Here is a 12,997-nt window from a genome sequence, read left to right on the forward strand (position 1 = left end):
GCGCAGGCGTAGCGCCTTTTGCGTCTTTCCGCCTTTCGCCGCTCATCGTTGCGAGTCGTCTGAAAAAATCGGCGTTCGGTCTGCTCGACCTCGGAAGGGCGGGGCCATCGCGCCTAACACGCGCAGGCGCGGTCCTGGAGCGGATGGCGGGCCTGCCGTTCGGGACCCTGGACGAGATCACTGTCGGCGGCACGACCCTTGTTTTGGCGCCGCATCCCGATGACGAGAGCCTCGGTTGCGGCGGGCTGATCGCCGAGGCTTGCGCCCGCGGCCGTCCGCCGGTCGTCGTGGTGCTCACCGACGGCTCCATGTCCCATCCTTCATCCCGGAGCCATCCGGCGCCACGCTTGCGGGCGCTACGTCAGACGGAAACGCAGGCGGCCGTGAGTGCCCTGGGCGTGGAAGGCGGACGACTGCACTTCTTGGGCCTCCCCGACGGCCGCGCCCCGTGCGCAGGGGCCGCCATGGAAGAGGCTGCGGCGCGTGTCGCGGAACTCGCGCAACTGTATCAGGCTAGAGCGATCCTCACCACTTGGCAGCACGATCCCCACGCCGACCACGTCGCTGCGTACGTTATCGGACGCTCGGCGGCGCGCCTCGCCGGGACGCGCCTCGTCTCCTACCCCGTTTGGGGCTGGGCCTTGCCGCCGCGCCAACGGTTGCCGGTCGACGCGGTGGCCGGCGCGAGGCTCGACATCGCGCGGCATCTGCCGGCCAAGCGCCGCGCGATCGCGGCCCACGCGTCGCAGCACACCGGTGTCATTGCCGATGACCCGAACGGCTTCCACCTGCCGGCTTCGCTGCTTTCCGCCGTCGACCGGCCCTTCGAGGTCTTCCTGTTCGAAAGATGATCGAGAAAAACATCCCGGGGAGCGGGGACGCGGCAGCCCCTTCCGCATCGGTCATCGTGGCGGCCCACCAAGCAGCCGGCTTCGTGCAGGACGCCATCCTCTCGGCGCTCGCCCAGACCCGCCGGGACATCGAGGTGGTCGTGGTTGACGACGGCTCCTCCGACGGAACCTGGGACGCGATCCTAGCCTGCGCCCGAGGTGACGCGCGCGTAGTGCCGATCCGGCAGCCGCGCCGGGCGGGCCCGGCCGCCGCGCGGAACGCCGCTATAGCGCGGGCGCGAGGGCGGTGGCTCGCGGTGCTCGACGCCGACGACCTCTACGCACCGCGCCGGCTCGAGCACATGATCGCCGCGGCCGAAGCGCTGGACGCGGACCTCGTCGCGGACAACATGCTGCGGGTCGACTTCGCCACCGGGGAGCCGCTGGGGCCGCGCTTCCGCGACGCCGCCATGAACCTGGGGAAGCCCGTCACGCTGGCCGAGGCGGTGCGGCGCGACATGCCTGGCGGCAAGCCTCGTGACGACGGGCTGTTCGGCTTCCTGCAACCCATCATCCGGCGCGAGTTCCTGCTCGCGCACGGCCTCCGGTACGCCGAAGACATCCAGGTCGGAGAGGACTTCCTGCTCTACATCGAATGCATCGCCCGGGGCGGCCGATTCCACTTGGTGCCCGCCGCGCACTACGTCCAGCGCGTCCGGGGGGACTCGCATTCCAGGGGCCGGGACGCCATGCTGCATCTCAGCGCCGCGAACCGCAGGATGCTGCGCCTCGCGGTCCGGGAACGCGACTCCGAAGCGGCCGCGCTGCTACGCCGGAGGCAGCGCCTGATCGACATCGACTGCTTCGCGCGCTTGCTGGATGAAGGGCGCGTCCTGGCTGCGCTGAAGCACGCGCATTGCGGCGGCCCGGCCAGGCTCCTGCGCCACGCGCGCGCGGCGGCCGGGGCGGTGCGCCGGCGCCTCAAAGGCGGTCGGCCGGCGCTTCCGGGCGCGCCGTGCCCGGTCGAAGGCCCGGATGACGTGGTGCTGCACCTCGCGTCCGGCCTCGAGAAAGGAGCCGTGCCCCGGGGCGGCGTTGCGATCAGGGCCGCCCGGGGGACTCCGGTGCGGACCTGACACGCCAACGGCGTTCGGCTACCCGGACCGGCGCGCCCGCCTCCTCGTTTTCCCGGCGGATCTCTCGTTTCCCTGGAGCCCCCGCGATCGTGTCGTCGCGCCTACCCATCGGCACGCCCGGCCGATTCTCCGGCGGGGCGAGTCACGCGCCCGCGGCGCCCCCGACCGGGGCGCGGGCCGACCGCTCCATCCCGACGCACGAGGGCCGGGGGTGAAGCGCCAAGCGGGCTGGATCGCGGCAGAAACCGCGGCGGGGCTGCTCGGCACGGTCCTCACGACCTTCCTCGTCTCCCGCATCGTCGGCCCTGCCGAGGTCGGCCGCGCCGCGCTCGCCGGCGCCGTGGTGATGCTGGCGCAACCCTTCGTCGGCTATTGCTTCACGAACGCCATGGTCCAGCGCGCCCGCCTCTCGGACGCGGACATCGCCAGCGTGCTGTGGACGAGCCTCGCCCTCGCCTTCGCTTTCGCGGTGCCTTTGGCGGCGGCCGGGCTGCTGCTGCCGGACTGGTTGGGGCCCGGGGTCGGTCCCGTGCTCGCCGCGCTCTCGTTGATGCTGCCGTTCAACGCGGTCGAGGGCACGGCGAACGGCGTGCTCCTCCGCGCCTACACCTTCCGCGTCCTAGCGTTGCGCGGCATCGGCGCGCACTCGGCCGGCTTGGCCGCCGGCCTATCCCTTGCGCTCGCGGGGTGGGGGGCGTGGGCCTTGGTGGGCCAGCAACTCGCCTTCTTCGGCACGGCGGCCGTGCTTGCGGCCGCGTTCGCGCGCCTCGTGCCCTCGCTGGTGCTGCGCCGCGACGCCATCCGCGAGATGTCGCCCATCGCGGTCACGGCGGCCGCCACCGGACTCGCCGGGCGCATCGGGTTCAGGCTCTTCCTGCTCGTGGTCGCGGGCGGTTCGCCCGGGCTGGCGGGCCTCCTGCAAATCGCCTTCCGCATCGTGGAGGTGGCGCGCGAACTTCCCACGCCCTTCGTCCACCGCTACGGGCTGCCCGCGCTGTCCCGCTTGCGAGCCGACCGCCCCGCCTTCCTCCGGCGGCTGGAGGCGGTGTGCCGGTTGTCCGGGCTGGCCTTCGCGCCGGTGTTCGCGGGCCTGGCGCTCTGCGCGCCGGAGGTGCAAGCGGCGCTGCTCGGCCCGGCTTGGGCGGGCATTGTCGTGCCGGTGCGGGTGCTCTCGGCCACCTTGGCCTTCGCTGCGTTCGGGCTCCCGTTGGGCTTGGCCTTCGTCGCGGCCGGCATGCCGAAGGTGAACCTGTGGCTCACGCTCGGCGGCTTGGCCTTCGTCTTGCTGCTCGCTTCTTTGGTTCCGGAAGGCAGCGGCGAGGGCGCCGCCGCGGCCTGGGCCTTGATGCTGGCCGGGGAGGTGGCGGCGCTGGGCGCTCTCGCCGCTTGGCGGCTGGGCTTCCGGCCGGTGCGACAACTCCGCGCCTGGGCGACGGCACTGCTGCCCGCCGCCGCGGTGGCGGCGGCGGTGCTGGGCGCGGAAGCGGCCGGAGTTCTTCCGCCCACGCTGCCGCCGCTCGCCTTCCTCGCGGCGAAGGTCGCCATCGGCGTGGCCGCGGGCGGGCCGTTGATCGTCCTCCTGGGCCGGCCGGCCTGGCGAGAGGTCGCTGAACCGGTGCTCGACAAGCCCTGATGTAGGCCGCACGCCGCATATCCGTCCGCCTGCCGGCGCGCACCGGACGGCGGCGGAGCGACGGCCGTCGTGTTTCCCGCGGCGCTTCCGGAATCGCGCATCGGCGAAGGATGTGCGCCGCCTCACACGACGCAGGGGACGAAAGCCGGTGGTGTGCGCCGCCTCACCTTGCGTGCAGGACGACGCGCGGATGCGTTGCGGAGCGCCGACGCCGCCTCATAGAGTTCGCGCGCGGATCGTGAGGCGACCCGATGTCCATGCGCAGTGCGGATTTGATGCCTTCTCCGGCGGCGATCACGGCGCGCCAAGCCGCCGACGACTTCGCCATCCCGGCTTTCGACCCCAGCGGACCCCACGCGGCCGCCGGCGCGGCGCCGCGGCGCCCGGCGCTGCCCGCGATCCTCGCCCGGAAGCCTCCCGAGCAGCCTCGCGGTTTCACCGGCCGCCAAACCATCCTGTCGGTCGTCGTCGAGGTCGACCCCAAGAAGGCGGCCATGCTGCGCGCCGTCCTGGAGAAGCTCAGGAACGACGAGGAAGCGACCCGGCCGAAGTACGACCGGCTGAAGCAGGCGGTGCCGACGCTCCACTTCATCTCCATGACGGTGTTCGAGGACGCGCACCACGATCCGGTCCTGGTCGTCGAAGCCAACTTCGACGGCCCGCCGGGCCCGTTCTGGGCGTCGCTCGAAGCCGCCATCGGCCCGTGGCTCCGCGACATGGTCCGCTGCTGCAAGCGGCCGCGCGACGGAACCGCGGCCATGTTCGACGCCATCGTGGCGGACCGCGCACGCCTGCCCGTCGCGCCGTTCTTCGAGGCGCAGACGGTGCGGCCCGCGGCCGGCCACCAAGGCAACCGCGGCCTGACGCGCGCGCGCATCGAAGCCGAGGCCGCGCTGTTCCAAGCGGTGCAAGAGGAACTGGGGGACCGGCAGCGCTTCGCCGGCATGTCCGCGCCGGGAATCCACGCGGCGCTCCGCCGGGCGCTGCTGCCGGACATCGGGTGGCTGGAGGCCGAGTCCCCGCGGCGTATCGCGCGGGCCGAGAACACCTCCGACTGGCTGCGGCTGGCGGGCTTCGGGCTGGCCGCGCTGCTCGCCGTGTCGGCGCCGGCGATCCTCGCTTGGCTGCTGCTCCCCTGGTGGCTCGTGCCCCTGCTTTCCCTCGCCGCGAGCTTCGCCTTCGCCCTCGTGCTCCGCAGGTATGGCGGGCCGGAGACGTCGAGCGGCCTCCTGCCGCCCTCCCTGCGGGTGCAGGGCGCGCTGGCGCTGCTGCTGTTCTCCGGCGTGCTGCCGGTGGTTCTGGGCGTCCTGTGCTGGCTCCGTTGGCTGGAAGGGCGCGACCAGCCCCAAGACGCCCCGCCGGTGGACGAGGAGGAGGTGCGGAGGATGTCGGCGCGCGAGGACCGCGTGCTGCAGAACCACATGGGCAGCGTCGTGCTGGTCAAGCCGGGCGCGTTGCGGGCCGTGCTGATCCGCGGCGGGCTGTGGGGCCTCGGGCTGCTGCTCCGCGTGCTGCCGGAGGCGCGCCGCGGCTACCTGTCCAGCATGCGCACCATCCACTTCGCGCATTGGGCCCTGGTCGGCAACGGCGGCCGGCTGATGTTCTTCAGCAACTACGACGGCACCTGGGAAAGCTACCTCGACGACTTCATCGAGAAGGCGCACGGGGGGCTGACGCTCGCCTGGTGCAATTGCGTGGGCTTCCCGCCGGCGCGGTTCCTGTGGTTCGAGGGCGCGACGCACGGGCGCCGTTTCAAGGCCTGGGCGCGGAGTTCCATGGCGGTGAGCGGCTTCTGGTTCAGCGCCTACCCGGACCTCACGGTCGAGCAGATCGAGCGCCAGCACGCCGTCGCCGAGGGGCTCCGCCGCCCCGAACTCACGCCGAAGGAGGCCGCGGAATGGGCATGCCTGTTGTAGCGCCGCCCGGTTGGTCCCTGGAGGCGCGGACCGCCAGGGACACGCAGGGCTTCGTCGTGAGCCCCTTCGCTCACTTGCCGGTGGCGGTGGCGCTGTTCCTGGACGCCGGGAAGGCCCGACGCGGTTGGCTGCGGGCCGTCCGCCAAGCGGCGCCGGCCACGAGAGCCGACGGCCAGCAACAAGGGCGTTCGGCCGCGATCGCTTTCACCGCGACCGGCTTGGCGGCGTTGGGGCTGGGCGAGGCGGAGTTGCGCGGCTTCGAGCGGCCGTTCTGGGAGGGCATGCACCATCCCGACCGCCGCCGCCGCCTCGGGGACCTGCCCGGCGACGGCGGCGCGACCACGCTGGTCGAGGGCGGGCCGCGCTGGAGCGGGAACCCGAAGGGCGCCGATCCGACGCCGCTGACGGTGCATGCCTTGCTCGTGCTCTACGCCGCCGATGCGGCCGACCTCGACGCTTGGCGCGTGGAGGTGGAGTCGGTCTTGGATGCGCAAAGCGTTTCCGCGGCGTGCGAACTGCCCCTCTCGCTCCGCTTCGACAGGCACGGCGTGGCGCGCGAGCACTTCGGCTTCGCCGACGGCCTGTCCCAACCCATCCCGTACGGTGACGCGGTGCGGCGGAAGGACTCCGGGCCGCAGCCCGACCCGTGGCACGGCGTGCCGCTGGGCGATTTCCTGTTCGGGCACCCGAACTCGCACAACGAGCCCTCACCCGGGCCGGCGGTCGAAGAGAAAAGCGCGGCTGGGGACGCCACCGGCTTCTTCGACCTCGGCCGCAACGGCAGCTACCTGGTCGTGCGCGAGCTGCACCAGGACGTGGCGGCCTTCTGGCGGTCGATGGAGGCCGCCGCCGCGGCGCTCGGCGACCCGACGAAGGACGGCCGCTGGGTCGCGGAGCGCGCGGTCGGCCGCGAGATGGACGGCGACCTGCTGCTGCCCGGCGGCAAGACGCTGCCACGGGTGCCCTACGCGCCGCACGGGCCGGACAACGCCTTCGGGTTCCGCGCGACGGACCGGCACGGCTTCGGCTGCCCCGTCGGGTCGCACGTGCGGCGGTCGAACCCGCGCGACGGCCTAGCGCCGGACGACGAGTCCGCTCCGGACCTCCTAAAGTCCGCGAACAACCATCGCCTGCTGCGCCGCGGGCGCAAGTTCGGCGACGACTTCCCGGCGGATGGGCAGGACGACGGCAAGACCCGCGGCCTGCTGTTCATGGCGCTCAACACCGACATCACGCGCCAATTCGAGTTCGTGCAGCAGACCTGGATCCTGAACCGCGCCTTCGCCACCCTGCAGGGCGAAACCGACCCGCTGTGCGGCCCCGCCGGCCCCTTCACGGTGCCGGACGACCCGCTGCGCTGGCGCTTCGGCGTCGAGACCTTCATCCGGTTCGCGGGCGGCGAGTACTTCTTCCTGCCCGGCATGGCCGCCCTCGACTGGTTGGAGGCGCGGCCATGATCGGAACGGCGGACCCGCTGCGGCCGGCCGGGGGCGGGGTCAAGGCCCGGCTGACGGACTGGGCCTTGGGCCAAGCGCCGCTCGCGTTCCGCGTGCTGCGCGAAGTGTGGCCGATCCCTCGCGGGCGGGGCATGGCGCTGGTCACCCGCCACGACGACGTCCGCGACGTGTTCCTGCGCGACGCCGACTTCGGCGTGACCTACCGGGAGAAGCTCGACGTCATCATGGGCGGCGAGCCGTTCTTCCTCGGCATGCCCGACGGGGAGACGTACCGTCAGGCCGTCGGCGCCCTGCGCCTCGCGGTGCCGCACGAGGACATCCCCGCGCGCCTCGCCCCCGCCTTCGAGCGCCGGGCCGAGGAAGCGGTGCGCGGGGCGGGCGGCCGGATCGAGGTGGTGGACGCCCTGGTGCGGCGCGTCTCCTTCGAGGTGCTGTTGGGGTACTTCGGCGTCGCCGCGCCCGCGAACGGCGACCTCCGCGTCTGGGCGACCCGGCTGTTCGAGTTCCAGTTCGCCGACCCCGGCGACGACCCGGCGCTGCGGGCCGAGGTGGACGACATCGCGCCGCGGCTGCGGGCGCACATCGACGGGCTGATCCGGGATCGGCGCGAGGCGGGGCAAGGCGGGTCGGACGATGTCCTCGGACGCTGCCTCGCGCTTCAAGCCGCGGGGAAACCCGGCTTCGCCGACGCGCAGATCCGGAGCGGGTTGATCGGCCTCGTGGTGGGCGGGCCGCCGCAACAGCCCATGATCGTGCCGCAGGCCCTGGAGCAGTTGCTGCGGCGGCCGGACGCGCTGGCGGGGGCGGTCGCCGCCGCCCGCGCCGGCGACGACGCGCTGGTCGCCGGCCATGTATTCGAGGCCATGCGGTTCGACCCGATCGCGCCGGCCTTGCCGCGCGTGGCGGTGCGCGATTGCACCATCGCGGCGGGCACCCGGCGCGCGGCCCCGATCAAGGCGGGGACGGCCGTTTTCGTGGGCTTGGCCTCCGCCATGCGGGACGGGCGGCGGGTCTCCGATCCGGAAGCCTTCGACCCGCGCCGGCCGCCCCACGAGTTCATGCACTTCGGGCACGGGCTGCACGAATGCTTCGCCGCCGCGATCAACCGGACCGTGTTGCCGCTGCTGCTCAAACCCTTGTTGCGCCGGGGCGTTCGGCGCGCTGATGGGCCGGAGGGGCGGCTGCGCAAGCGCGGCCCCTTCGCCGAGCGCCTCGTCGTCGAGTTCGACCGGGCCTGACACGCGGCGGCGGGGCCGCGGGCTCGGGCCGTCCCCGGCCCTGCCCGCGCAGCCCCGTGATCAAGCGTGCCGTGCCGAAGGGCGTCCCGTGCGGAACGTCGCGCCTCGGGACCACCCCGCCATGAGCGCTCCACAGGCTTCGCTGCACCGTCGCGCGAGCGCAAGAGCGGGGGAACGCGCCGCCTTTCCTCGCATGAAAAAACCCTTCCTGTGTCGCTATTGCGAATTATTCTCATTTACGTTAGGCACGATGCGTCCTTTCCGCGCGAGCCCATGCATGAACCCCAGTTCGCCCGATCTTTCGCCCGTCGCCCTCTTTCTGCACGCCGACGCCGTCGTGCAGGGCGTCGTGTTGCTGCTCGTCGCCGCGTCGGTGGCCGTGTGGGCCATCGCCCTTGACCGTGCCTTCCGCGTCGCCCGCCTGCGCCGGGGCGCCCGCGCGCTCGACGCCTTCGCCCGCGTCGGCGGCGACGGGCCGTCCTCGGATGAAGCCCCGCCCGGCCTGCCCGCGGCCCTGCTCCGCGACGCGCGCGTCGCGGCGGCGGAGCGGCCGCCGGGCGAGGGATTGGGCGAGCGCCGCGAGCGCCTGCGGGAGGCGATGCGCCTCGCCCTGGCGGACGCGCTGCGGCCGGCGCAGGCCGGGTTGTCTTTCCTCGCCACCGTCGGCTCCGCCGCGCCCTTCGTCGGGCTGTTCGGCACGGTGTGGGGGATCATGAACGCCTTCACCGCCATCGCCCGCACGGGCGACACCAGCCTAACCGCGGTGGCACCGGGCATCGCGGAGGCCCTAGCGGCCACGGCGGTCGGTTTGGCCGCCGCCATCCCCGCCGTGCTCGCCTACAACCGGCTGGCCAGCGGCATCGGGACGGCGCGGCAGACCTGCCTCGGCGCCATCGCAAGGCTTTCGACCCGCTTGGCGGTGATGGAAGCCGGCACCGCCCAAACCCGGCAAGGCCCGCCGCCGGCGGCCCGGTTCCGCACCGCGGCGGCGGAGTAGGCGCGTTGGCCGCGCACTTCCCCTCCCCCTCCGGCGGCGACGACGACGAGGCCCTGCCCGTGCTGTCCGAGATCAACGTCACGCCGCTGGTGGACGTGATGCTCGTGCTGCTGATCGTGTTCATGGTGGCCGCGCCGCTGATGGTGGGCGGCGTGCCGGTGAACCTGCCGCGCACGACGGCGCCGCGCGTAGCCCAGGAGACGCCCGACCCGGTCGTGGTCACGCTGGACGGCGCCGGCCGCATCTCCCTGCGAGAGGAGGAGCTGGCGGAAGGCGATCTCGCCGCGCGGCTCGCGCCCGTCGCGCAAGCCGCCCCCGACACGGTGGTGTACCTGCGCGCGGACGGCGCCATCCCCTACCGGCGCGTGGTGGAGGTCATGGGGGACATCGCCGCCACCGGCTTCGGCCGCGTGTCGCTCCTGGCCGAGAACGCGCGGCCGCCCCAACCGAGATGAGCACCTTGGCCGAGCGGATCGCGGCCATGGGTCGGCCGGGGGCGCGCCGCGAGGCGCTGCCGCCGCGAAGCGGCACGCACCCGGGTGCGGTGGCCGCGGCGGTCGGGCTGCACGGCTTGGCCGTCGCCGCCGCGCTGTTCGCGGCGGACCCGGCGGCGCCGCCCGCGCCGGAAACGCCGGTGCTCGACCTGAGCCTCGCCTTCCCGTCGCCTGCCGCCCCCACGGCGGCGGAGGCGGCGCGCCCGGCCGCGGAGACCTTTCCCGAGGAGGAACCGCTCGCGCCGGCGGCGGAATTGGAGCCCGCGCCCGAGCCGCCTCCGCCGGCCTCCCCGCAGGATACCGCCGCGCCGCCGGGGGAGCCGCCGCCGGAGCCCTTTCGGGAGGTCGCAGCGCTTCCGGAGTTGCCGCCGCCAGAACCGCCGGAGCCGGAGCCGCCCCCGCGGGAGGTCGCCGCGCTCCCCGAACCGCCGCCGCCCCCGCCCGCGGTCCAACCGAGGGCGCAGCGCCCCTTGCCGCGCCCGCCCCGGAGCGCGCCCGCTGCCGAAGCGCGCAGCGGCGCGCCGACCGCGCAGGCGCCGGCCGAGTCCGACCCGCCGGCCGCCGATCCGGCGGCCGCTGCGGCCGGGCTCGCGGAGTACCGCGCGGCGCTGCTGCGCATCTTGCGCGCGAACCACCGCTACCCGCGCGCCGCCGAGGTCCGGGGCGACGAGGGCACCGTGCTGGTGCGCTTCGCCGTGGCCCGCGACGGCCGGGTGCTTTCGCCGCGCGTGCAGCGGGGCAGCGGCCACCTCGTCTTGGACGAGGAGGCGGAGGCGTTGTTGCGGCGCGTGTCGCCGCTACCGCCGTTGCCGGCCGCGGTGCCTCAGGCGCAGCTCGAACTCCTCGTGCCCATCACCTTCCGCATCCGCTGACCGCGCCATGCCGAAGGTCGCTCCTTACCCCAATTGCGAATGCGTGTCGCTCGCATGAGGAGGCCCATGCCTACACCCATCCCGCTGCGGCTTCCGCGCCGCCCGCGTCTCCTGGCTTCCGCCGCCAGTGTCGGCTTGCTCGCCGCCAGCGCAGCGCTCCCGGCCTTGGCGCAGAACCCGCCGGCGACCGAAGCCGCGGGTGTGCCGCTGGAGTTGGAACCGGTCGTGGCGACCGGCGCCGCCCGCCGACGCGCGGAGGAGGATTTCGCCGCGCGGAACACGGGCACCGGCCCCTTCGCCGGCGCGAAGCAGGTGGACACGCCGCTGACGGTGAACACCGTGCCGCGCGCCGTGCTGGACGCGCAGAACGCCCGTTCGATCTACGACGCCTTGCGCAACACCGCGGGCGTCACCCGCGCGCAGCTCAACGGCGTCGCCTACGACAACCTCGCCATCCGCGGCATCCCGGTGGAGAACCGCACCAACTACCTGCTCGAAGGCGCGCTGCCCGTCATCAACCTCATCGACCTGCCACTGGAGAACCGGCAGCGCGTCGAGGTGCTGAAGGGCGTCTCCGCGCTGTCCTACGGCTTCGGCACGCCATCGGGCATCGTGAACCTGGTGAACCTGCGCGCCGGGCTCGAACCCGTCACCACGGTGACCGGCGTGGTCAACCACCACGGCGGCGCGCTGGCCCACATGGACGTCGGCCGCACTTCGGCCGACGGGACGGTGGGCGCGCGGTTCAACGTGCTCGGCGGGCGCGTGGACACCGGCATAGACCGCGCCGACGGCTACCGCGGCTTCTTCTCCGGCGCCGTGGATTGGCGCCCGACCAGCACCGTCACCTTCAGCCTGGACGCCGAGTACATCCGCAAGGACGTGGCCGAGCCGGCCGCCATCGCGCTGCTGCCCGCCGGCGCCGACGGCCGCATCGCGTTGCCGAACGTGCCGGACCCGAGCCGCAACCTCGCCGGCTCCTGGCAGCGGTACGACGCGGAAGCGCTGAACCTGCTCGCGCGAGGCGAATGGCGTTTCGCGCCGGGCTGGTCTGTGAACATCGCCGCCGGCCGGGCGGAGACGCGGCGCGACCGCGACTTCTCCCAGTTCCAGGACTACAACCTGGCGACAGGCCAGGGCCGGTTGCAGACCTTCCTGACCCGCAACCAGGACTACCAGAACCACGTCCTCCGCGCCGAGCTGACGGGCAACCTGCGCACCGGCCCGTTGGAGCACGACCTACGGGTCGCCGTCACGCAATTCTGGCGCGACCAAAACAGCGTCGGCAACCAAACCTTCTTCACCGGGCAGAACCTGTACGACCCGATCAACCCGCCGCGGTTGCGCGTCACCCAGCGGCTGGCCCGCACGCCCTTTTCAGCGATCGACCAGGGCCTCATCCTGCTGGACCGCGTGAGCGCGCTCGAGGGCCGCGTCCAACTCACCGGCGGCGTGCGCTTCGGGCGCTTCGAGAGCGAGCAGGGCGCGACCACCGTCCAGCGATACGAGACCTCCACCACCTCGCCGCTCGCCGCCCTCGTGGTCAAGCCGCTGCCGTGGATGAGCCTTTACGCTTCCTACCTGGAGGGCTTGGAGGAGGGCGGCACCGCGCCCGCCAACACGGTGAACGCGAACGAGGTGCTGCAGCCCGCGATCAGCCGACAGTGGGAGGCCGGCATCAAGGCCGACCCGTTCGACGGCCGGATGCTGCTCACCCTCGCCCGCTTCGAACTGGACCGGCCGAGCGCCTTCACCAACAGCGAGCGGCGCTTCGTGCAGGACGGCCGCACGATCTACCGTGGCTGGGAAATGGCGGCGGTCGGCGAGGTGGCGCCCGGTTGGGCCATCTACACCACGGCGCTGCTCCTCGACGCGGAGCAGGAGCGCGCGGCCGACCCGCGCCTGATCGGCAGGCGGCCGGAGAACACGCCGCGCTTCGCCGGCTCCGTCTTCGCGGAGCACCGCGCGGACTGGCTGGCGCCGGGGCTGCGCCTCTCGGCCGGCGTGTTCCACGTCGGCGCGCGACCGGTCAACAACCTGAACCAAGCCTATGTCGGCGGCTACACCACGCTGAGCCTCGGCGGCGCCTACGACTTCGAGGTGAACCGCACGCCGATGACGGCGCGGGTGAACATCGACAACGTCACGAACGAGCGGTACTGGAACACCGCCGGCAACGGGCTGCTCGGCGTCGGCCTGCCGCTCACCGCCACCTTCTCCCTCGCCGCGCGCCTGTGACGCCGCCGCTCCGCTCGCGCTGGCGGCCCGCGCTCGGCCTCGCCCACCGCCTGCTCGGCCTGATCGCGTCGCTGTGGCTCATGCTGCTCGGCGCGACCGGCGGGGTGCTCGCCTTCAAGGAGGACTGGCTGCGGCTGGCGCAGCCCGGCGCCGCGGGGCCACCGCCGCCGGCGCACGCCGCGGCGC

Annotated in this window: 11 protein-coding genes; all 11 read left to right on the forward strand. The window is 73.5% G+C overall.

What is annotated here, in order from left to right; translation table 11 throughout:
- Nucleotides 1-143: 143 nt before the first annotated feature.
- Nucleotides 144-851, forward strand: coding sequence for a PIG-L deacetylase family protein (locus ABD067_RS17770; RefSeq protein WP_343896705.1), 708 nt, complete (start codon nt 144-146; stop codon nt 849-851).
- Nucleotides 848-1,966: a glycosyltransferase family 2 protein gene (locus ABD067_RS17775; RefSeq protein WP_343896706.1), complete on the forward strand. Its 1,119-nt coding sequence runs from the start codon at nt 848-850 to the stop codon at nt 1,964-1,966. The genes ABD067_RS17770 and ABD067_RS17775 overlap by 4 nt, the downstream gene beginning before the upstream one ends.
- 211 nt (nt 1,967-2,177) lie before the next feature.
- On the forward strand, nt 2,178-3,599 hold the full coding sequence (locus tag ABD067_RS17780; RefSeq protein ID WP_343896707.1) for an oligosaccharide flippase family protein: 1,422 nt from the start codon (nt 2,178-2,180) through the stop codon (nt 3,597-3,599).
- Nucleotides 3,600-3,874: 275 nt separating this feature from the next.
- Nucleotides 3,875-5,515: a hypothetical protein gene (locus ABD067_RS17785; protein ID WP_343896708.1), complete on the forward strand. Its 1,641-nt coding sequence runs from the start codon at nt 3,875-3,877 to the stop codon at nt 5,513-5,515.
- Nucleotides 5,503-6,972, forward strand: a complete 1,470-nt coding sequence (locus ABD067_RS17790) for a Dyp-type peroxidase (RefSeq protein ID WP_343896709.1) — start codon at nt 5,503-5,505, stop codon at nt 6,970-6,972. Before ABD067_RS17785 ends, ABD067_RS17790 begins: the two co-directional genes overlap by 13 nt.
- Nucleotides 6,969-8,210 carry a cytochrome P450 gene (locus ABD067_RS17795; protein WP_343896710.1) on the forward strand — a complete coding sequence of 414 codons (1,242 nt, stop codon included), beginning with the start codon at nt 6,969-6,971 and terminating at the stop codon, nt 8,208-8,210. Before ABD067_RS17790 ends, ABD067_RS17795 begins: the two co-directional genes overlap by 4 nt.
- Before the next feature lie 277 nt (nt 8,211-8,487).
- Nucleotides 8,488-9,207 (forward strand): MotA/TolQ/ExbB proton channel family protein, encoded by a 720-nt coding sequence (locus tag ABD067_RS17800; protein ID WP_343896711.1) that lies wholly within the window; start codon nt 8,488-8,490, stop codon nt 9,205-9,207.
- Between the two features lie 5 nt (nt 9,208-9,212).
- Complete coding sequence (locus ABD067_RS17805; RefSeq protein ID WP_343896712.1) at nt 9,213-9,662, forward strand: ExbD/TolR family protein; 450 nt, start codon at nt 9,213-9,215, stop codon at nt 9,660-9,662.
- Entirely contained in the window at nt 9,659-10,573 is a 915-nt protein-coding gene (locus ABD067_RS17810) for an energy transducer TonB (protein WP_343896713.1), read from the forward strand. The genes ABD067_RS17805 and ABD067_RS17810 overlap by 4 nt, the downstream gene beginning before the upstream one ends.
- Before the next feature lie 66 nt (nt 10,574-10,639).
- Nucleotides 10,640-12,811: a TonB-dependent siderophore receptor gene (locus tag ABD067_RS17815; RefSeq protein WP_343896714.1), complete on the forward strand. Its 2,172-nt coding sequence runs from the start codon at nt 10,640-10,642 to the stop codon at nt 12,809-12,811.
- Nucleotides 12,808-12,997 (forward strand): hypothetical protein (locus tag ABD067_RS17820; RefSeq protein WP_408871572.1); only part of this gene is annotated, 190 nt, incomplete at its 3' end. The genes ABD067_RS17815 and ABD067_RS17820, both read left to right, overlap by 4 nt.

It is taken from the genome of Craurococcus roseus, from assembly GCF_039523795.1.
Classification (GTDB): domain Bacteria; phylum Pseudomonadota; class Alphaproteobacteria; order Acetobacterales; family Acetobacteraceae; genus Craurococcus; species Craurococcus roseus.

Coding starts and splice junctions, on each gene's coding strand:
- ABD067_RS17800 (WP_343896711.1), top strand. CDS start 8,488: ATGAACCCCAGTTCGCCCGATCTTTCGCCCGTCGCCCTCTTTCTGCAC.
- ABD067_RS17775 (WP_343896706.1), top strand. CDS start 848: ATGATCGAGAAAAACATCCCGGGGAGCGGGGACGCGGCAGCCCCTTCC.
- ABD067_RS17810 (WP_343896713.1), top strand. CDS start 9,659: ATGAGCACCTTGGCCGAGCGGATCGCGGCCATGGGTCGGCCGGGGGCG.
- ABD067_RS17785 (WP_343896708.1), top strand. CDS start 3,875: ATGCCTTCTCCGGCGGCGATCACGGCGCGCCAAGCCGCCGACGACTTC.
- ABD067_RS17770 (WP_343896705.1), top strand. CDS start 144: ATGGCGGGCCTGCCGTTCGGGACCCTGGACGAGATCACTGTCGGCGGC.
- ABD067_RS17790 (WP_343896709.1), top strand. CDS start 5,503: ATGCCTGTTGTAGCGCCGCCCGGTTGGTCCCTGGAGGCGCGGACCGCC.
- ABD067_RS17815 (WP_343896714.1), top strand. CDS start 10,640: ATGCCTACACCCATCCCGCTGCGGCTTCCGCGCCGCCCGCGTCTCCTG.
- ABD067_RS17795 (WP_343896710.1), top strand. CDS start 6,969: ATGATCGGAACGGCGGACCCGCTGCGGCCGGCCGGGGGCGGGGTCAAG.